Annotated in this window: 16 protein-coding genes; 10 read left to right on the top strand and 6 right to left on the bottom strand. The window is 60.3% G+C overall.

What is annotated here, in order from left to right; genetic code table 11:
* Positions 1-4 precede the first annotated feature (4 nt).
* Positions 5-757: an SDR family NAD(P)-dependent oxidoreductase gene (locus AB4K19_RS09355; RefSeq protein WP_375228121.1), complete on the bottom strand. Its 753-nt coding sequence runs from the start codon at positions 755-757 to the stop codon at positions 5-7.
* Positions 758-870: 113 nt separating this feature from the next.
* On the opposite strand from AB4K19_RS09355, the gene AB4K19_RS09350 reads away from it, so the two are divergent.
* From AB4K19_RS09350 to AB4K19_RS09330, 5 genes are all read left to right on the top strand, one after another.
* Positions 871-1,245 carry a VOC family protein gene (locus tag AB4K19_RS09350; RefSeq protein WP_375228120.1) on the top strand — a complete coding sequence of 125 codons (375 nt, stop codon included), beginning with the start codon at positions 871-873 and terminating at the stop codon, positions 1,243-1,245.
* Positions 1,242-1,691, top strand: a complete 450-nt coding sequence (locus tag AB4K19_RS09345) for a methyltransferase family protein (RefSeq protein ID WP_375228119.1) — start codon at positions 1,242-1,244, stop codon at positions 1,689-1,691. Before AB4K19_RS09350 ends, AB4K19_RS09345 begins: the two co-directional genes overlap by 4 nt.
* Positions 1,692-1,816: 125 nt before the next feature.
* Entirely contained in the window at positions 1,817-3,391 is a 1,575-nt protein-coding gene (locus AB4K19_RS09340; RefSeq protein ID WP_375228118.1) for a Re/Si-specific NAD(P)(+) transhydrogenase subunit alpha, read from the top strand.
* Between the two features lie 14 nt (positions 3,392-3,405).
* A complete protein-coding gene (locus AB4K19_RS09335) occupies positions 3,406-4,902 on the top strand; it encodes an NAD(P)(+) transhydrogenase (Re/Si-specific) subunit beta (protein ID WP_375228117.1) in 1,497 nt (498 codons plus the stop codon).
* A 223-nt stretch (positions 4,903-5,125) separates the two neighbouring features.
* Positions 5,126-6,409, top strand: coding sequence for a DUF3422 family protein (locus tag AB4K19_RS09330; RefSeq protein ID WP_375228116.1), 1,284 nt, complete (start codon positions 5,126-5,128; stop codon positions 6,407-6,409).
* Positions 6,410-6,638: 229 nt separating this feature from the next.
* On the opposite strand, the gene AB4K19_RS09325 is transcribed toward AB4K19_RS09330, so the two are convergent.
* From AB4K19_RS09325 to AB4K19_RS09315, 3 genes are all read right to left on the bottom strand, one after another.
* Positions 6,639-7,616 (bottom strand): ABC transporter permease, encoded by a 978-nt coding sequence (locus AB4K19_RS09325; RefSeq protein WP_375228115.1) that lies wholly within the window; start codon positions 7,614-7,616, stop codon positions 6,639-6,641.
* A complete protein-coding gene (locus AB4K19_RS09320; RefSeq protein ID WP_436399490.1) occupies positions 7,609-8,616 on the bottom strand; it encodes an ABC transporter permease in 1,008 nt (335 codons plus the stop codon). The genes AB4K19_RS09325 and AB4K19_RS09320 overlap by 8 nt, the downstream gene beginning before the upstream one ends.
* Before the next feature lie 119 nt (positions 8,617-8,735).
* Positions 8,736-10,457 carry a peptide ABC transporter substrate-binding protein gene (locus tag AB4K19_RS09315; RefSeq protein ID WP_436399489.1) on the bottom strand — a complete coding sequence of 574 codons (1,722 nt, stop codon included), beginning with the start codon at positions 10,455-10,457 and terminating at the stop codon, positions 8,736-8,738.
* Positions 10,458-10,730: 273 nt separating this feature from the next.
* Here AB4K19_RS09315 and AB4K19_RS09310 point away from each other — a divergent pair, with 273 nt between their 5' ends.
* From AB4K19_RS09310 to AB4K19_RS09295, 4 genes are all read left to right on the top strand, one after another.
* Complete coding sequence (locus AB4K19_RS09310) at positions 10,731-12,575, top strand: ABC transporter ATP-binding protein (protein WP_436399488.1); 1,845 nt, start codon at positions 10,731-10,733, stop codon at positions 12,573-12,575.
* Between the two features lie 5 nt (positions 12,576-12,580).
* Positions 12,581-13,744: an acetylornithine deacetylase gene (argE, locus tag AB4K19_RS09305; RefSeq protein ID WP_375228114.1), complete on the top strand. Its 1,164-nt coding sequence runs from the start codon at positions 12,581-12,583 to the stop codon at positions 13,742-13,744.
* Positions 13,745-13,757: 13 nt separating this feature from the next.
* On the top strand, positions 13,758-15,104 hold the full coding sequence (locus AB4K19_RS09300) for an NAD(P)/FAD-dependent oxidoreductase (protein ID WP_375228113.1): 1,347 nt from the start codon (positions 13,758-13,760) through the stop codon (positions 15,102-15,104).
* A 104-nt stretch (positions 15,105-15,208) separates the two neighbouring features.
* The gene (locus AB4K19_RS09295) at positions 15,209-16,372 is read left to right on the top strand and encodes a M20 aminoacylase family protein (protein WP_375228112.1); all 1,164 of its coding nucleotides are present in this window, start codon (positions 15,209-15,211) and stop codon (positions 16,370-16,372) included.
* Between the two features lie 146 nt (positions 16,373-16,518).
* Here the strand turns inward: AB4K19_RS09295 and AB4K19_RS09290 are convergent, their stop codons facing one another.
* Entirely contained in the window at positions 16,519-17,814 is a 1,296-nt protein-coding gene (locus AB4K19_RS09290; protein WP_375228111.1) for a 3-deoxy-D-manno-octulosonic acid transferase, read from the bottom strand.
* An 8-nt stretch (positions 17,815-17,822) separates the two neighbouring features.
* Entirely contained in the window at positions 17,823-18,830 is a 1,008-nt protein-coding gene (gene moaA, locus AB4K19_RS09285) for a GTP 3',8-cyclase MoaA (RefSeq protein WP_375230871.1), read from the bottom strand.
* A gap of 83 nt (positions 18,831-18,913) precedes the next feature.
* On the opposite strand from moaA, the gene AB4K19_RS09280 reads away from it, so the two are divergent.
* Positions 18,914-19,453, top strand: a complete 540-nt coding sequence (locus AB4K19_RS09280; protein WP_436399487.1) for a hypothetical protein — start codon at positions 18,914-18,916, stop codon at positions 19,451-19,453.
* The last annotated feature ends 5 nt before the right edge of the window (positions 19,454-19,458 follow it).

Genomic DNA, 19,458 nt, shown 5'->3' with positions numbered 1-19,458 from the left:
CAGATCAGATCTGACCGCCGGCGATCTCGATTGTCTGGCCGTTCACGCTTTCTGATCCCGGAGATACCAGCCAGAGCGCTGCCTTAGCGACTTCCTCAGGGGCGATCAGGCGGCCGTGTCTGTTTGCTGACACCATCATAGACAGCGCCTTGTCTTCTGATACGCCTGCACGCTCAGCGATCGACGTCGTGTTGCGGGTGACAATCGGCGTGTCCACATAGGCCGGACAGAGCGCGTTGAACGTGTAGGGTTTCCCGGCGTAGTCTTCGCTCAGGGCGCGGATCAACCCGATCAGCCCGTGTTTGCTGGCGGTATAACAGGCAGCTCCCTGAAGCCCGCGCACACCGGCGATCGAAGAGACCGCGATGACGCGTCCCCAGTCCGTTGTGCGCATGGATGAAAGACTTTCGCGGATTGTCAGAAAGGCACCGTCCAGATTGGTCGACATCATATTGCGCCAGAATGCCATGTCGGTTTTATGCAGCGCGCGCCCTTCGGCGATACCGGCATTGGCAACGCAGATCTGTATGGGTCCCCGTGCTTCTGTCGCGGCCGCAACCGAGCGGGCAACATCGGCCTCGTCCCGCACGTCCATCGCGATGCCCGTAATGCCGGCACCTGATACCTCGTCCAGCACAGACTGCCTGCGTCCGGTGATGGTGACAGCACAGCCTTCGGCTGCGAGCGTGCGCGCGATGGCAAGGCCGATACCTGTGCCGCCGCCTGTGACCAGCGCGTGTTTTCCCGTCAGTGACATTCTGCTCTCCCTGCCTTTGTCACGAACTATGGCGCGCGCCTGATGGCCGAGGCAAGCAGCTTGTGTTGAGCAGCGCTGCGACCTGTGCGACAGTTTCCGTGGGAGTGAAAGCTATGGCACAGGTAACAGGCATTGGTGGCGTGTTTTTCCGCGCAGACGCGCCGGCGGAGCTTGCCGCGTGGTATGAGACGCATCTTGGCGTAACGCCCGTACCCCGCGATTATGACCAGCCGGTCTGGGAACAGGCAGCAGGACCAACGGTTTTTGCGCCGTTTGCCGCGGACACCGAATACTTCGGGCGAAAGGAACAGGCCTTTATGATCAACTTTCGGGTCGACGATCTGGACGCGATGACCGCGACACTGCGGGCATCAGGCATAACAGTAGATGTTGACCCCGAGACTTACCCGAACGGCCGGTTCGCGCGGCTGCATGATCCTGAAGGCAATCCGGTGGAGCTCTGGCAACCTGCGGCGCCTGACACATGAAGTGGCTTGATCTGCCCCCTGTCTGGCTGATGTTCTTCGCTGCCTGCGCCTGGTGGCAGGCGCAAAATCTGAGCCTTGGGCTGAGCCTTGCGCATCCGGTCACCATGCTGCTGGCTGGCCTGCTGGTCGGTGGTGGCATCGTTCTGGCGGTGCTGGCTGTGATGGAATTCCGGAAACACAAAACAACGATCATTCCGCATCAGGACGCGGATACCCTGATCCAGAGCGGCATTTTCCGCCGAAGCCGCAACCCGATCTATCTCGCCGACGTGATGATCCTGGCCGGGCTGTGTCTCTACTGGGACGCCATACTGTCGCTGGTCCTTGTGCCGCTGCTGGTCTGGGTGCTGGAGCGCCGGTTTATCGTGCCCGAAGAGAACCGGCTGCGCCGCAAATTCCGGGTTGATTTTGCGCGATATGCTGAAAAAACACGCAGATGGGTCTGATTTCTGAGCACCTGTGAGCGTTCACAGCCTTTCGCGCGCTTGTACCTTGCGCCCCGAGACGTTAGTGGACATCGCAACTCTGTGCACCATTTTGCTCAAAACGTAAATTAACGGGGGAGCTTCCATTGAAGATCGGGACACCAAAAGAGAGCTTTGAGGGCGAAGCCCGCGTCGCCATGACGCCGGAAAGCGCCGCGCAACTTCAGAAACTGGGTCATGACTGCGTCATCGAAACCGGCGCGGGCGCGCTGGCGGGCTTTGCGGACGCGGACTACAAGGCCGCGGGTGTCGAAGTTGTCAAAACGGCTGCGGCGCTCTGGAAAGCTGCTGATGTGGTCGCCAAGGTGCGCGCACCGTCAGATGCTGAAATGAAGCGTCTGCGCGACGGACAGACCCTGATATCCTTCTTCAGCCCCGTGGCTGATGAGGCGAAAATGAAGGCGGCGGCGAAAAAAGGGGCTACCGTCATTGCGATGGAAATGATCCCGCGGATCAGCCGGGCGCAGAAAATGGATGCGCTGTCCTCCATGGCGAACATCGCCGGGTACCGGGCGGTCATCGAGGCGGGCAACAACTTCGGCCGCTTCTTTACCGGTCAGATCACAGCGGCGGGCAAGGTGCCACCGGCCAAAGTGCTCGTGGTCGGTGCGGGCGTTGCGGGACTTGCTGCGATCGGGACATCAACCTCACTGGGTGCGATCACCTATGCCTTTGATGTACGGCCGGAAGTGGCCGAACAGGTCGAGTCCATGGGCGCCGAATTCGTCTATCTCGACTTTGAGGAAGAGCAGCAGGATGGAGCCAGCTCCGGTGGCTATGCCTCTGTTTCTTCTCCGGAATTCCGTGAAGCGCAGCTGGCTAAGTTCCGCGAACTTGCTCCGGAAGTAGACATCGTTATCACCACAGCGCTGATCCCAAACCGCGAGGCACCGGAGCTCTGGACCGAGGACATGGTCAAATCCATGAAGCCCGGATCCGTTGTTGTCGACCTTGCCGCTGAAAAGGGTGGCAACTGTAAACTCACCGTCGCCGATGAGAAGATCGTGACAGACAATGGCGTCACCATCATCGGTTACACGGACTTCCCGAGCCGGATGGCGACGCAGTCGTCGAGCCTTTATGCTACGAACATCCGTCACCTGATGGCCGATCTGACACCGGAAAAAGACGGTGTCATCAATCACGACATGGAAGACGATGTGATCCGCGGTGCCACCATCGCGCATGCCAAAGAGGTCACGTTCCCGCCGCCACCTCCCAAGGTTGCGGCCATCGCGGCGGCACCCAAGAAGGAAGCGCCCAAAGAGCTGACAGCCGAAGAAAAGCGCGCGCAGGAGCTGGAAGAGTTCAAAACCCAGACCCGCAATCAGGTCGGCCTGCTGGCCGTTGGCGGCGCGCTGGTCCTGGCCGTCGGTCTGGTGGCCCCGGCAAGCTTTATGCAGCACTTCATCGTGTTCGTGCTGTCGGTCTTTATCGGGTTCCAAGTGATCTGGAACGTGGCGCATTCACTGCACACGCCGCTGATGGCCGTCACCAACGCGATTTCCTCGATCATCATTCTGGGCGCGCTGATCCAGATCGGGTCGAGTTCGCTGCTGATCACGCTGCTTGCGGCACTCGCGGTCTTTATGGCGGCGGTGAACATATTCGGCGGCTTCCTCGTGACACGGCGCATGCTCGCCATGTTCCAGAAATCGTAAAGGGGTAGGGGACAATGGAATTCGGATTTACGATTGCCGCCTACGCGGTTGCGGCTGTTCTCTTTATCCTCAGCCTCGGGGGTCTTTCCGGGCAGGAAAGTGCGAAACGTGCGGTCTGGTACGGTATTGCCGGTATGGCAATTGCGGTGCTGGCCACGCTGATCGGACCCGGACAGGGTCTTGGGATCGTCTCTGTGATCCTGATCGCCATGGGTGCTGCGGTCGGCTACCAGCTGGCCACAAAGGTCCAGATGACCCAGATGCCGGAACTCGTGGCCATCATGCACAGCCTTGTAGGCCTCGCAGCGGTCTTCGTGGGCTTTAATGCGGACATCATGATCAACAACATGTCCACGCTGTTTGAGCAGAACCTGCTCGAACTGGGGGCGGTGGCCGCAGACGGGTATTCGGCCATTGGCCTGCCCAAAGAGATCTATGACGGGCTGTCGTCCTTTGGTCAGCTGATTGCGAAAAAGACCACGGTAGAAATCAATATCCTCAAGGTCGAACTGGTGCTGGGCATCTGGATCGGTGCTGTGACGTTCACGGGTTCTGTGATTGCCTATGGCAAACTGGCGGGCCGTGTGGATTCTGCGGCAACCAAGCTCCCTGGCGGTCACATGCTGAACGTGGGTGCGGCGGCGCTGTCGGTGCTGTTTGCGATCATGTATCTGGGTGGTTCGGGCAGCTGGACACTGGTTCTGCTGACGCTGCTGGCGCTCTTTATCGGGTATCACCTGATCATGGGTATCGGCGGGGCCGACATGCCCGTGGTTGTCTCCATGCTGAACAGCTACTCCGGCTGGGCGGCAGCTGCCATCGGCTTCAGCCTCGGCAACGACCTGCTGATCGTGGTGGGCGCTCTGGTGGGCTCCTCCGGCGCGATCCTGTCCTACATCATGTGTAAGGCCATGAACCGGTCGTTTGTGAGCGTTATCCTGGGCGGCTTCGGCGGCCCGGCAGGCGAGCAGATGGCTGTTGAAGGCGAACAGGTGGCGATTGAGGCCGACGGCGTCGCAGCGGCTCTGAATGAAGCCGACAGCGTCATTATCATCCCGGGCTACGGTATGGCCGTGGCACAGGCGCAGCAGGGCGTCGCGGAACTGGTGCGCAAGCTGCGCGCCAAAGGCAAGAACGTCCGTTTCGCGATCCACCCGGTGGCGGGCCGTTTGCCGGGGCACATGAACGTTCTGCTGGCCGAAGCCAAAGTACCTTATGACATCGTAATGGAAATGGACGAGATCAACGACGACTTCCCGGAGACGGATGTTGCCATTGTGATCGGATCCAATGACATCGTGAACCCCGCGGCACAGGACGATCCGAACAGCCCCATCGCCGGTATGCCGGTGCTGGAATGCTGGAAGGCAAAGCAGGTCTTTGTGTCCAAGCGCGGGCAGGGAACGGGGTATTCGGGTATCGAAAACCCGCTGTTCTTCAAGGACAACACGCGGATGTTCTATGGCGATGCAAAAGCCAGCCTCGACAAGCTGTTGCCGATGATCGACTGACACCGGCTTAACAGAGATTTTTAAAGCGCGTCGCAGAAATGCGGCGCGCTTTTTGCGTTTCCGACCCGCAGTGCGTTGAAAAACAGGGGTATTGCGCGGGGAACTGCAGCCACAGGGGATCACCGGTATACCGTTGCATTCCATTAAGCAATTGATCTGATTGAAGAAATTCGTTGACTTTGTCCGGTGTGGCGCTATCCCTCACACCATACGGAGTTTGCCTATGTCACCGATCACAGATCATCCGCTGCGTTACAAACTGGCCAACGAGCTGCACGCGCGCCCGTTTCCTTCGATGGAGGCGCCCTGTTCGGCCGTGTACATCGCGATCAAGCAGCCAAACGACGCGGTGAGCCGGGACCGGGCGCGGGATCTGCGGCATCTGACTGACCTGCTGGACCGTCACGGCGCACCGCACCCCCAGCCGGGTGCCACCCATTACTATGGCCAGATCGGCAAGCACTGGATCAAATGGGAACAGCATACTGAATTCGTGACCTATACTGCGTTTCTTGAAGAGGGCGCAGACCGTGCATTTGACCCTTCGGGGTTTGATGTGTTTCCTTCTGACTGGCTGGACAATGCGCCGGGCCAGCGTGTGACCTCAGCCATGCTGCACATTGTGCCGCGGCCTGACGATGAGCAGGAGATCGAAAAGGCGGTATCGGGATGGTTTGTTTCCGAGAGCCTGGCGGTATCGAACGTGTTGGACAACGCGGCAACGGTCGCGGGTGATTTCCGGATCGATGTGAATGGCCATCTGCGCTTTGCCGTTTTTGCTGATGCCGGTACGGGCAAGCGGCGCATCGGGCGGATCGTACAGCGCCTGTGCGAGATCGAAACTTATAAATCCATGTCGATGATGGGCTTTGCGCGGGTGCGGGCGCTGCAACCGAAGCTTAATGATCTGGATACACAGCTCACCAGCCTGATGAGCGATATGACCAGCGAAACGGCCAGTGCAGAAACGACGCTGAATTCGCTGCTGAGCATTTCAGCAGAGCTTGAGACACTGTCCGCGCAATCGTCTTTCCGGTTCGGGGCAACCGGGGCGTATGAGGCGCTGGTCAATCAGCGGATTGAGGCGCTGCGCGAAGTGCGGTTCCGCAGCCGCCAGCATTTTGCGGAATTCATGATGCGGCGCTATGCGCCGGCGATGCGCACGGTGACCTCTGCAGAACGCCGGCTGGAGGCCATGTCGAGCCGGTCAATCCGGGCGTCCAACCTGCTCCGGACGCGGGTGGATGTGGAGCGCTCCGCGCAGAACCAGGCGCTGCTGGAAAGCATGGACCGGCGCTCGGACCTGCAGCTGCGTCTGCAGCGCACAGTGGAGGGCCTGTCGGTCGTGGCGATCAGTTACTATGCGGTGTCGCTGGCCGGATATCTTCTGTACCCGCTCACAGAGGCCACAGGGCTCAGCAAGGGCATGCTTACTGCACTGGTGACCCTGCCTGTGGTGCTGCTGGTGTGGTGGCTGATCCGCCGTCTCAGAAGAAGTGTCGAATAGGTCGAACTTTTCAGACGAAAACCGACCATAGCGGGCAGATTATTTAGCGCGGCGAGCCTTTGGGCCAACAGCTGGTGAAGTCTGGAAGACAGCGGGACGGCGCTGTTTGGGCTTGCGCTAAAATCGCCCCGCCCGCCGTCCCATATTCTGTGCCCATGTCTGACAGTGGGTGCGGGCTCGGCAAAAATCCTGTGGACTCGCGCTCTTTCCGCACCTGAACCAGAGGGCGTTATCGCCCTCTGATCCTTGGATCCAGTGCATCCCGCAGACCGTCGCCCAGGTAGTTCACAGACAGAACCGTGAGCGAGATCAGGATACCCGGCAACATGACCCGCTCGGGGAATTCTTCCATCCGTGGCACCGCATCTGAAAGCAGTTTGCCCCATGTGGGGAAGTCAGAAGGGAAGCCAACGCCAAGGAAAGACAGAGCGCTTTCCGTGATGATCGCCGTTGCCAGCCCCAGCGTGGCAGAAACCATGATGGGCGAGATCACATTCGGCAGCAGGTGTCGCCGGATGATCAGAAACGGTGTCGTTCCGATAGACCGGGCGGCCAGGATGAATTCGCGTTCCTTCAGCGCCAGAATTTCACCCCGGACGATCCGTGCGGTGGGCATCCAGGAGGTGATACCGATCACGCCGACGATCAGGATGAACATGCCTCCCTCCGGGCCAAAGGCAGCGCGCAAAGGCTGGCGGAATAGCGTCACCGCCACCAGCAGGAGGGGCAGGATCGGCAGCGACAGGAAGAGATCCGTGATCCGCATCAGAATGCCGTCGAGGCGTTTGAAGTACCCTGCACAGACACCGACGGTGGTGCCGATGAGCAGCGACAGGATCATCGCTGTCCAGCCCACGGCGAGCGACGCGCGCCCGCCTGCGATCAGCGTAGCCATGATATCGCGGCCAAGGTTGTCCGTGCCCAGCGGCCGCGCCCAGAGCACTTTGGCATCACTGTCCCACAGTGCGGTGTAGATCGGGCGCAGGTCTTTGTTGCGGATGTCGAGCTTTTTGGCATCGATCTGCCAGATCCACGGCCCGATCAGCACAAAAAGCGTGATCCCCAGCAGGAACCCCCCGCCAATCAGCGCGCCCTTGTGTTTGCGGAACTGATCCCAGACTTCGCGCCACTGGCTCTGCGGTTCCTTTTGCGGCTCCTTGTCCTGGAGCGCGCCGAAGGTTTCGATCTCTGCGTTCTGATCAGTCATAGCGGATCCTCGGGTCCAGAATGCCGTAAAGCACGTCAGCGATCAGGTTGAAGACCACGATCAGGATGGCGAAAATGAAGGTCAGCGTCATAACCATCGGCAGGTCATTGGCGAAAAGAGCGGTCAGCAGAAGCTGGCCGATGCCGTTCACCTTAAAGAGCGTCTCGGTAATGATCGCGCCGCCAAAGATCGAGGGAATGCCCAGGGCAATCACGGTGACAATCGGGATCATCGAGTTGCGCAGAACATGCACCATGACAACGACGCTTTCTTTCAGGCCCTTGGCGCGCGCAGTACGCACATAGTCCTGATTGAGGTTGTCGAGCATCGAGGCCCGCATAAAACGGCTGATCTGAGCAGTTGTCTGCAGCGCCAGCACCATCACGGGCATGATCATCTGCTGCAGCTGAATTTTGAAACTGGCCCAGTCGGTGACAACATGCGTGGTGTCATAGATGGATGGGAACCAGCCGAGGTTGACCGAGAAGATCACGATCACCAGAACGCCCGAAAAGAACGGCGGGATCGAAAAGCCGATCATCGAGATAAATGTACCGGCCTGGTCAAACAGGGAATACTGACGGTAGGCGGAGTAAATACCGATGGGCAGGGCGATCAGAATGCCGACGATATAGGACATGCCGACGACCCAGAGGGTCTGTGGCATCCGCTGCATCACGATATCCATCACCGGCGAACGGGTCTGCCAGGAAATCACCCGCAGCTTGCCTTCGGCAAAGGCTGTGCCGAACCAGTGATCCACGAGGACCTGCGGTTCCACCCAGAAGAACTGTACCAGCCACTTCCAGTACTGGACATGTATGGGCGCACCAAGGCCCAGGGCTTCGCGCATCTTCTGTTTTACTTCGGGGGGGACGGTCAGTGGCACCTGCGCCATCGGATCGCCCGGCGCCAGCTGCAGCAGAAGAAAAATGACGATGCTGATAAACAGCAGTGTCGGGATCGACAGAACCAGTCTGCGGATGGTGAAAGTCAGCATGCGCTCCGCCTTGTCGGGAGGTTTTTATTATTGTTCCGGTGTTGCCGGTTGCGCACAAGCACTATTCCCGGCGGGCAGAGAACAGGGCGCGGAATGACCGCGCCCTGCCTCCATTTGCATCAGTTGCCGATGCGGTACCAGTCAGCAACGTTCCACAGCTCGGAATCCCAGGTGTTCAGGATAACACCGCCCAGCGTGTTGGACGCAGCGGAAACACGGCCACGATCCACCAGCGGAACGATGGTGTAGCTGTCTTTTGTCAGCATATCGTTCAGCTTCTTGGCGATCTCACCGCGCTTTTCCAGCTCGCCTGTCCGGGCCAGCTCGTCGAGCAGCGCGTCATACTCAGGATCGCAGAAGCGGTTGATGTTCTCACCCTGCCACTGGCTCGAAGGCTTGGGTTCGTTGCCACAACGATAGGCCGACAGGTACGCCTGCGGGTCTGTGCCGTCGAAGTTGTTGGCGTACATTTCCACGTCCGCATAGAACTTCTGGAAGGTGTCAGGCGAACCGGGGTCACCACCGAAGAACACGGATGCATCGAGGTTACGCAGCTCGGTTTCAACACCGATCATGCCCCACCATTCCTTGATGAGCGCCTGGAAGTCCTGACGCACAGCGTTGGTGGATGTCTGATAGAGGATCGACAGTTTCACGCCGTCCTTGTCACGCACGCCGTCACCATCGCTGTCGACCCAGCCTGCTTCATCCAGCAGCGCATTTGCGCCGTCGATGTCCTGTGTCAGGCATTCTGTGTTGTCGGATGCGTAAAGCGCAGGAGCGGGCACGAGGTTACATGTCGGGCGTCCTGCCTGGCCATAACCGATTTCCACCAGCAGCGGACGGTCAATCGCCATGGACAGCGCTTTGCGGACGTTCAGATCGCTCAGGAACGGGTGCGCATGGGCCACTGTGGAACGTTCACCTTCGGGCAGGTCCGGCGAGGGGTTCGTCAGGTTCATTTCCAGACGTTCCACCAGCGTGCCGAACGCTGCAATCGGTGTACCTTTGCCGCCTTCTGCCATTTTGGCCAGTACGTCAGGTGCCAGCTGCATGTTCCAGGCATAATCGAATTCACCGGTTTCCATCACCGAACGGCCGGCCGCAGTTGCGTCACCGCCACCTTTGAAGGTCAGCGAGGCGAACGCAGGTTTACCGGGCTCACGGAAGTTCTCGTTGGCGACCATCTGGATCACATCGTTGGGGCGGAAGTCCGTCACAACAAAGGGGCCGGTGCCGATCGGGTTGAAGTTTGCTTCGGTGCACTCAGGCGCTTTGGCACCGAGGCAGTCCGCAAACTGTGCCGCCTGAATGATCGGCGACTGACCACCCATGAAGGGCCCATACGGGTTCGGTTGCGGCTGGTTGAACGTAACTTTTACCGTCAGATCGTCGAGGATCTCAACGTTTTCAACGCCGTCGAATTTGGCGCCCTGCGCACAGCCACCTTCGGGGTGCATGCAGTAATCAGCCGTGAATTTGACGTCCGCAGATGTGACTGCCGAGCCATCAGACCACAGCAGCCCGGACTTGAGCTTCCATGTGATCGAGGTCAGATCGGCTGCCACGCCGCCGTTTTCAACGGTTGGGATTTCTTCGGCGAGGAAGGGCACAAGTGCGCCGTTCTCGTCATAGCGTCCAAGAGGTTCGATCACCAGCGACGCAGATTCGAGATCCTTCGTACCACCCGACAGATACGGGTTCAGGATCGACGGCGCCTGCCAGTAGATGATTTTGACCTCGCCATCGCGGCCCCGCTCGCCCTCGTGGCCGTCCGCTAGGACAACCGGTGCAAGCGCTGTGGTCGCGATCGCGCCCATCAGTAAGGTTCTGAGTTTCATGTTTTACTCCGTGTTGGACATCAAAATGCCGTTTCAACAGCCCACAGAATGGGACTGCATTTTTTCGCTATCATTTCCAGCGGGTTACAGGACTGAACTCTGGCTTTTCGTTCAGAAATTCAGCCGATCCCCCCGGATGCGTGGCCACATCGAAGCATGTTTTGCGGAAAAAGCAAGCCTTGTCATAGCTGACGCCATGGAAAGACGCCGGCAGGGTTTGACACTGCCTGCTTCATGGCCTTAGCGTCGCTGCAGGGAACAACGGGGTCAGGCATGCTGGATCAGACTGAGACACGGGAAGAAACCCGTCCTATCGCAGAAATCCGGGGGCTCCGGGTCGAGTTTCAGACCAAGGACGGGCCCGTTGTCGGTGTTGAGGATGTGTCCTTTGAAATAAAAGCGGGCGAAACTGTCTGCGTCGTGGGCGAGAGCGGGTCGGGCAAATCCGTGTCTTCGCTGTCCCTGATGCGCCTCGTTGAATTCGGTGGTGGCGAGATTGCCGGTGGTCAGCTGATGTTTGACCGCTCTGAAGGCGGGCAGGTGGATCTTGCGGCGACTGATGCCGAGCTGATGCGTACAATCCGCGGCAATGAAATCGGCATGATTTTTCAGGAGCCGATGACCGCGCTCAATCCGGTTTTCACCGTGGGCCGGCAACTGACCGAGGGCCTGCGGCTTCATAAGAACATGAGCAAATCCGAAGCGGAGGCCCGCGCTCTTGAGTTGCTGCGCGAGGTGCGCATTCCGGAACCGGAACGGCGCCTGAAACAATACCCGCACGAGCTGTCAGGCGGTATGCGGCAGCGTGTAGTGATCGCGATGGCGCTGGCCTGCAAACCCCGGCTGCTCATTGCGGATGAGCCGACAACCGCGCTGGACGTGACAATTCAGGCAGAGATCCTGGCCCTGATGGACCGGCTCAAGCGCGAGACCGGCACGGCCGTCATGTTTATCACGCACGATATGGCCGTAGTGGCGCAGATGGCCGACCGGGTGGTGGTGATGTTCCGCGGCAACAAGGTTGAGGAAGGCCCTGTCGCCGATATTTTCGAGAACCCGCAGCACGCCTACACCAGGGCGCTGCTGGCAGCCGTGCCCAAGCTGGGCGAAATGAGCGGCAAGTCCGCGCCTGAACCGATGAAGCTCCTGGGGCGCGAGCAGGGAGAGATCCTGCCGATCCCCGGCACTGACGAGGTGCTTCTCACGGTAAAGAATCTGACCACGCGCTTCCCGGTCAAGGGCGGTTTCTTCCGCCGGACGGTTGCGAATGTTCATGCGGTGGAGGATTTGTCCTTTTCGATCAACAAGGGTCAGACGCTGAGCCTTGTGGGCGAATCCGGATGTGGCAAATCATCTGCCGGACGCTCGGTGCTCCGCCTCGTTGAGCCGCTGTCGGGCGAAGTGAACCTCGATGGGACAGACATCATGTCCCTTGATCAGCGTGGACTGCGCAAGGCGCGGCTGGATATGCAGATGATTTTTCAGGATCCGTTCGCATCGCTCAATCCGCAGATGCAGCTGGCGGAACAGGTGGCCGAGCCCATCCACAATTTCGGAACCCTGAGCGGGCAGGCGGTGACGGACCGTGTTGCGATGCTGTTCGACCGCGTTGAGCTGCCCCGCAGTTTCATGCGCCGGTTCCCGCACGAGCTGTCCGGGGGCCAGCGGCAGCGTGTGGCCATCGCGCGCGCGCTTGCACTGAACCCCAAACTGATCATCGCGGACGAGGCCGTGTCGGCACTTGATGTGTCCGTTCAGGCGCAGGTGCTCAACCTGATGATGGAACTGCAGGCCGAACTGGGGCTGTCGTTTCTGTTCATCAGCCATGACATGGCGGTTGTGGAACGCGTCAGCCACCACGTGGGTGTGATGTATCTGGGACGCATTGTCGAGCTGGGCCCCCGTGCGCGTGTCTTTGAAAACCCACAGCATCCCTACACACAGGCGCTCATGAAGGCGGTGCCAATCGCCGATCCGCGCCAGCGCAAGGACGAAAGCGAGCTTAACTTCAAGCCGATTCCGTCGCCCATCCATCCTGCGGGCTATGTGCCTGAGCCTTCCGTCTACCGCGAAGTGGAACCGGGTCACCTGATCCTGGAAACCGACAGCGGGTACTGACGGTCATGACCGAACGCCTGTCCCCCCTGGAGATCATGCGGAAGCTCGTGAGCTTTCCAACCGTCAGCCGCGACACCAATCTGCCGCTTGTGGACTGGGTCGAGGAATACCTCAGTTCGCACGGTATCGCGGCGCACCGCTATCTCAAACCTGATGAGCCCAAGGCCGCGCTCTTTGCCCATGTCGGACCCTGGGAAGAGGGGGCCATTGTTCTGTCCGGTCATACCGATGTTGTACCGGTGGACGGACAACCCTGGGAGTCTGATCCGTTTGAGGTGACGGAACTGGAGGACCGCTACGTCGGGCGCGGTACTTGCGACATGAAAGGGTTTGACGCGCTGGCGATCTGGGCGCTGGTGGAGGCAAAATATGCACCACTGGCCCGTCCGCTGCAGCTGGCGCTGAGCTTTGATGAAGAGATCGGCTGCACCGGTGCGCCGCCGATGATCGAAGCGATGCAGCCCGTCCTGCCCAAGGGGGCCGCGGTGATTGTCGGGGAGCCCTCCATGATGCAGGCCGTTTCAGGCCACAAGGGCGGTACCGGATTTGACACGCATGTCCAGGGCTTCGAGGTGCACAGCTCCATTCTGGACCGCGGAGTGAATGCGGTGATGTATAGTGCCAAGCTCATTGACTGGGCCAATGACATCAACACCGCCAACCGCGACGCTGAACCCGGGGCGCTGGCCCGCGCTTTTGACCCGCCTTACACGACAGCGCATGTGGGAATGATCTCTGGCGGTACTGCCCATAACATCACAGCCAAAGACTGCCGTTTCGCCATGGATTTCCGCGTGGTCCCGGGCGAGGACAAGGCCATCTGGGAGGAGCGCTACCGCGCACGTGTCGCAGAGATTGAGGCGATGATGCAGGCGGTTGTACCGGAAACACGCATCACGGTCACACCCCGCTTTGACGTTCCGGCCCTGACACCTGAAGAGGCCGGAGCGGCAGAGACGCTGGTGCGCCGGATCACAGGCGACAACGCGAGCCACGTTGTCAGCTATGGCACAGAAGCCGGCCAGTTCCAGGAAGCCGGTTATTCCGCAGTGATCTGCGGGCCGGGTGATATTGCGCAGGCCCACCAGCCGAACGAATACATCACCAAAGCACAGTTTCAGGCCGGGCACCGCTTTATGGAGCGCCTGGTCGGAACGCTCTGCAACTGAGCCAGGTATCGCAATGCAGGGGATCCCGATTTCGGATGCGTCGCCCGTAACGCATCAGGGGGAACTTCCGGAAGAAACAGACGTGGTCGTGATCGGCGGTGGCGTCATTGGCGTGTCAACCGCCCTTTTCCTGGCACGGGCGGGGCACCGTGTGGTGTTGCTTGAAAAGGGCCGTATCGCGGGGGAGCAATCCGGCAGGAACTGGGGCTGGATCCGGCAGCAGGGCCGTGATCCCGATGAGCTGCCGATCATGGTCGAGGCCGGGCATCTCTGGCGCGAGTTATCGCAGGAAACGAATGAAAACATCGGTCTGACCACCGGCGGCGTGACCTATCTCGCACGCACGCAGGCAGAGCTGGAAAAGTATGGCGCCTGGCTGCCCTATGCCCGCGTCCACGGCACAGATACGCGGCTTCTGACCGCGGCGGAGACCGCTGAACTCGTGCCCGGTATGTCGCGTCGTTTCGCAGGCGCACTTTACACCGCATCAGACATGCGCGCAGAACCCTGGCGGGCCGTGCCCGCGCTCGCCGGTATTGCCGTGCGCGCAGGCGCGGTCATCCGGGAAAACTGCGCAGTACGCGCGCTGGATCTGTCGGCCGGGCGGGTCAGCGGCGTGGTCACCGAAGCAGGCCGCATCCGGACGCAGACAGTGGTGCTCGCCGGGGGCGCCTGGTCGTCACTGTTTCTGCGCAATCACGGTGTGTCCCTGCCGCAGCTTTCCGTGCGCGCGACGGTCGCTGCGACCTCGGCGCTGCCACAGGTCACGCCGGGTGGCGTCGCCGACAAGGGGCTGGCGTTCCGGTACCGGGCCGACGGTGGCTACACGCTGGCGGCGGGCGGCTTTCACGAGCTGTTTCTTGGGTGGGATGCGTTCCGCGCACTGCCAAAGTTTCTGCGGCAATTGCGGGCCGATCCCTTAGGCACCCGCTTCCTGCCCGGTGCCCCTGCGGGTTACCCCGATGCCTGGGGCACACCGCGCAGCTGGCCGGCGGACAGCCCCGGCCCGTTTGAAAACTGCCGTGTGCTGAACCCGGCGCCCAATACCGGTAAACTGCGCCAGGTGCGCCGCGATTTTGCACAGCTTTTCCCGGACCTGCCGGATTTCAGCCTGACCCACGCATGGGCGGGGATGATCGATACGATGCCCGATGTTGTGCCGGTCGTTGACCGGATCGACGCGCTGCCGGGGCTGGTTCTTGGGACGGGCATGAGCGGGCATGGGTTCGGGATCGGACCTGCCATGGGGCGCATTCTGGCAGCACTCGCAACGGGCGGGCCCGCCGGTCATGATCTGTACAGGTTCCGGTTTGGCCGGTTCAGGGACGGCACCCGGATGGAGCTTGGTCCGGCACTTTGACGTGAATGCCGCAGGTGTGACCCTTGCGGCCCCGCCCGCGTGCTATACAACCTGAGATGTGGCTGCCGGAGCAATCACCGGCCCGAAACCTTTGGAGTGACACCATGCCAGTGAAGAACCGTTTTGCCGAACTGCACGAAGATATCACCGCATGGCGGCGCGATATGCACGAAAATCCGGAACTGCTGTTTGATACGCACCGGACCTCCGCACTGGTGGCTGACAAACTGCAGGCCTTCGGGTGCGATGACGTCGTGACAGGCATCGGTCGGACCGGTGTTGTCGGCGTTATTCGCGGCAAATCAGATACTTCCGGAAAGGTTATTGGTCTGCGCGCCGATATGGATGCGCTTCCGATCCTTGAAGAAACCGGCGTTGAATATGTATCTAAAGAACCCGGTAAAATGCATGCCTGCGGGCATGACGGGCACACCGCAATGCTGCTGGGCGCTGCCCGTTACTTGGCCGAAACGCGCAATTTCGATGGCACCGTCGCTGTTATTTTCCAGCCAGCCGAAGAAGGCGGCGGCGGTGGTCGCGAGATGTGCGAAGACGGCCTTATGGAGCGTTTTGGTATCGACGAGGTCTATGGCATGCACAACTGGCCCGGCATGGAAACGGGCCAGTTCGCTATCCGCACAGGGCCGTTTTTCGCCGCGACAGATATCTTTGAGATCGAGATTGAGGGGAAGGGTGGCCATGCCGCATTCCCGCACCAGACCATTGATCCGACCGTGGTCGCCAGCCACATCGTTCTGGCCGCGCAGTCTATCGCCAGCCGGAACGCCGACCCGGTCGACCAGCTGGTTATGTCGATCACGTCTTTTGAGACATCGTCAAATGCCTTCAATGTGATTCCACAGTCCGTGACCCTCAAAGGCACCGCCCGCACGATGAGCAGCGAAGTGCGCGATCTTGTTGAAACGCGTCTGACACGGCTCGTGGAAGGTTTGGCAGAGAATTTTGGCGCCACCGGGCGTATCAATTATGTGCGCAACTACCCCGTCACGGTGAACCATCCGGAACAGACAGAGTTCGCGGCTGATGTGGCGCGCTCAGTGTCGGGCGACTGCGCCGATGCAGAGCTGGTCATGGGCGGCGAAGATTTCGCCTTTATGCTGGAAGAGCGTCCGGGGGCTTATATCCTGATGGGCAACGGGCCAAGCGCGCGGCTGCATCACCCGGAATACAATTTCAACGATGATGCGATCCCTGCAGGCTGCAGCTGGTGGGCGGAAATCGTTGAACGCAGAATGCCGGCGGCCTGAATGCGGCTGCCTTGACGTCGTGGGAAGAGCCCGGGAGCTGGCAACAGCTGCCGGGACTGCTGGCTGACCAGGACGCCTCCTGCCGTTCGTATGCGGGACGCGGTTTCATGCGGACATGCAGACCGGAATGGGCAGGCTGTCAGGCGTCAGCTCATTTCCTCAAGATCCAGTGCGCGGATCAGACGGCGTGCGATCTGGTCCAGTTCTTCCGAACGGCCTCTAACGAAATCACCCGCTGCGGCAACCGCCTGTTTCCGGTAGGGCGTGTTGCTCAGCATCTCATGCACTTCGCCTGCAAGTTCCGCCGTGCCATCGACCAGCACAGCAGCACCGCGCGTCGTCATGCTGTCGTAGGTATCTGCGAAATTACCGACATGCTGGCCTGACAGCACTGCTGCATTCGCCTGCGCCACGTCGACAGGGTCGTACCCACCGAATGGCACCAGCGAGCCGCCGAGAAACACGATGTCCGTCAGCGCGTACCAGCTGCCCAGTTCGCCCGGCGCATCCGCAAGATAGACAGAATGCGTATCAGTGATCTTTTCGTCTTTTGACCGTGTCGCGTGAGTCAGACCTGCGGTGTCGATGTGCGTCGCGACCTCGTCAGACCGCTCCGGCAGTTGGGGCACGAGGATCAGCATGAGATCAGGATGCTGACGCAGCAGGGCATGATGTGCCGCGAGGATCGCTTCTTCTTCTCCACGGTGCGTACAGGCCGCGACCCAAACTGGCCGTCCTTTCAGTGACGCGCGAACCCGCGCGGTGATCGCCGGGTCACTTGGCAGCGGGTCGGGGAGCGATTTGAGGTCAATGCCCCGGGCCACGCGGTCCGCGGGGGCGTTCATGGCAACCATTGCTTCTGCCATATCATCATTCCGGGTCAGGATCAGATCGAAAACCCCAAAGACAAAGGCCGCGGCATCTGGTTTTCTCTCCCATAAATTCCGGGATTTTGGGCCTGGCTGTGCATTGACCAGCGCCATGGGGGTGCCGCGCGCTCTGGTTCTGCGTAACATGACAGGCCGCAGGTCGCATTCGACAAATACAGCTGCCGAAGGCCGCCAGTGCGCGAGGAACCGGCGTACCGGTCCGACGGACTCCAGCGGCGGGAACTGGTGCACCGACCGGGGCGGCTTATGTTCGGCGACAATATAGGCAGAGGTCGGCGTGCCGGACGTGATCAGGAAGTGCGCGCGGGGCAGCATCTGGCCCATGCTGCGGATCAGCGACAGAACGGACTGGTTTTCGCCAACAGAGGCCGCATGAAACCAGATCAATGGCCCGCTGCCGGCGCGGGGTGCACTGGCGTTTCCGAGTTTTTCGTGAGCTCTCAGCGCGGGAAACCCCGCGCGGCGCAGTTTGCGGATCTCAAACCATGCGGCGAACGGCGTCACCAGCGCGGTGACCACCACGTAGAACCTGAAAAGCAATGGCGTGCGCATTGGACTGGTCAGCCGCCGGTGTGGCTCATGTGCCGGGACATCTGCCCGTCCGTCCGTTGTCGGGAATAGTCGAAATCGTGCCCCTTTGGCTTCAGCGCAATGGCCGCACGGATGGCGTCCTCAAGCGGGCCGTTATCGTCCGGATGGGCCCGCAGGGGGGCGCGCAGATCAGCCATATCTTCCTGCCCGAGACACATATAGATCTCGCCGGTGCAGGTGATGCGGACCCTGTTGCAGCTTTCACAGAAGTTGTGGCTCAGCGGGGTGATGAACCCGATTTTCTGACCCGTTTCTTCGAGCCGCACGTAACGCGCGGGTCCACCGGTGCGTTCTGCCAGATCTGTCACCGTGTAGTGCTCAGCATAGCGCGCGCGCACGTCCTTGAGCGACCAGTATTGACCAAGGCGGTCTTCGTTACCGATATCGCCCATCGGCATGACCTCGATCCAGGTCAGGTCCATATCCCGTTCGGCGCACCACTGTGTGATCGCGGGCAGTTCGGGTTCATTGAATCCCTTCAGCGCCACCGCGTTCAGTTTTACACGCAGACCGGCATTCTGTGCTGCATCAATGCCGCGCAGCACCTGGGGCAGGCGGCCCCAGCGCGTCACATCCGCGAATTTCTGTTCATCAAGCGTGTCGAGCGATACATTCACACGCCGCACACCTGCCGCGTAAAGGTCCTTGGCAAAGCGCTCCAGTTGGCTGCCGTTGGTTGTCAGCGTCAGTTCTTTCAGCTGGCCGCTTTCAAGATGGCGCGACATGCTCTCAAAGAAGGTCATAATGCCTTTGCGCACCAGAGGCTCGCCGCCGGTGATCCGCAGTTTCTGCACGCCCAGGTTCACAAAGGTCGAGCACATGCGGTCCAGCTCTTCGAGCGTGAGCAGTTCCTTTTTTGGCAGGAACGTCATGTTTTCTGACATGCAGTAAACGCAGCGGAAGTCGCACCGGTCGGTGACGGAGACCCGCAGATAGGTGATCGCGCGTGCGAAGGGATCAATCAATGGAGCACTCATACCAACAGTGGTAAGCGCTGCGTTAACCGGCGGCAAGAGTATTCCGCATTGTGGGACGGGTGGGCGCGCGCTATGCAGGGAGCATGCAGACAGTGGATCGTGAAATACCTTTGAAGCGCGTGTTTCTGGCTCTGGTGCTGACCGTTGCTGTTGGCGGATGTGAACAGCTTCAGCGTCTCGAACAGCGTGTAAACCTGGAACTTGGTGGCAGCGGGCTGCCGGAACTCACCGCGTCTGAGGCGTCTGAACCGATCGGTGCCGATGGCGTGGCCGATGCCCTTGTGCCCGCGACCGGTGTGCAGACTGCGGCCAGTCTGGATCGCTCATCAGATGCAGAGCGGTCTGCTGCGCGTCGCGTGTCTTCAGCCGGGACTGCACTTGGGGAGACCGTCGCATCGCTCGGTAACCCGGCGGAGCAGGGTTTCTGGCTGAAAACCCCCTTGGTTACTGTTGAAACAAAAGGTGTGGTCACGGATCGGACGACGGGCAGATCCGCGTCGGTAACACTGCTTCCGATTGATGGCCCGGCAACGGCGGGCAGCCGCATTTCGCTGGCCGCCCTGCGCGTTCTTGAGGCACCGCTGACCGCGCTGGTGACATTGTCCGTCCGGCGCGGCGGTTAGTTTCT

The sequence above is a fragment of the Roseobacter phycocola genome, assembly GCF_042055075.2.
GTDB lineage: Bacteria > Pseudomonadota > Alphaproteobacteria > Rhodobacterales > Rhodobacteraceae > Roseobacter.
Note: the sequence above shows the minus strand (reverse complement) of the source record. Positions and strands in the feature narration are given on the sequence as shown.

What these genes read in the sequence shown, in the direction of transcription:
- AB4K19_RS09355 (WP_375228121.1), bottom strand. Translation starts at nt 757, where the DNA reads ATGTCACTGACGGGAAAACACGCGCTGGTCACAGGCGGCGGCACAGGT.
- AB4K19_RS09350 (WP_375228120.1), top strand. Translation starts at nt 871, where the DNA reads ATGGCACAGGTAACAGGCATTGGTGGCGTGTTTTTCCGCGCAGACGCG.
- AB4K19_RS09345 (WP_375228119.1), top strand. Translation starts at nt 1,242, where the DNA reads ATGAAGTGGCTTGATCTGCCCCCTGTCTGGCTGATGTTCTTCGCTGCC.
- AB4K19_RS09335 (WP_375228117.1), top strand. Translation starts at nt 3,406, where the DNA reads ATGGAATTCGGATTTACGATTGCCGCCTACGCGGTTGCGGCTGTTCTC.
- AB4K19_RS09330 (WP_375228116.1), top strand. Translation starts at nt 5,126, where the DNA reads ATGTCACCGATCACAGATCATCCGCTGCGTTACAAACTGGCCAACGAG.
- AB4K19_RS09325 (WP_375228115.1), bottom strand. Translation starts at nt 7,616, where the DNA reads ATGACTGATCAGAACGCAGAGATCGAAACCTTCGGCGCGCTCCAGGAC.
- AB4K19_RS09320 (WP_436399490.1), bottom strand. Translation starts at nt 8,616, where the DNA reads ATGCTGACTTTCACCATCCGCAGACTGGTTCTGTCGATCCCGACACTG.
- AB4K19_RS09315 (WP_436399489.1), bottom strand. Translation starts at nt 10,457, where the DNA reads ATGAAACTCAGAACCTTACTGATGGGCGCGATCGCGACCACAGCGCTT.
- AB4K19_RS09310 (WP_436399488.1), top strand. Translation starts at nt 10,731, where the DNA reads ATGCTGGATCAGACTGAGACACGGGAAGAAACCCGTCCTATCGCAGAA.
- argE (WP_375228114.1), top strand. Translation starts at nt 12,581, where the DNA reads ATGACCGAACGCCTGTCCCCCCTGGAGATCATGCGGAAGCTCGTGAGC.
- AB4K19_RS09300 (WP_375228113.1), top strand. Translation starts at nt 13,758, where the DNA reads ATGCAGGGGATCCCGATTTCGGATGCGTCGCCCGTAACGCATCAGGGG.
- AB4K19_RS09295 (WP_375228112.1), top strand. Translation starts at nt 15,209, where the DNA reads ATGCCAGTGAAGAACCGTTTTGCCGAACTGCACGAAGATATCACCGCA.
- AB4K19_RS09290 (WP_375228111.1), bottom strand. Translation starts at nt 17,814, where the DNA reads ATGCGCACGCCATTGCTTTTCAGGTTCTACGTGGTGGTCACCGCGCTG.
- moaA (WP_375230871.1), bottom strand. Translation starts at nt 18,830, where the DNA reads ATGAGTGCTCCATTGATTGATCCCTTCGCACGCGCGATCACCTATCTG.
- AB4K19_RS09280 (WP_436399487.1), top strand. Translation starts at nt 18,914, where the DNA reads ATGCAGACAGTGGATCGTGAAATACCTTTGAAGCGCGTGTTTCTGGCT.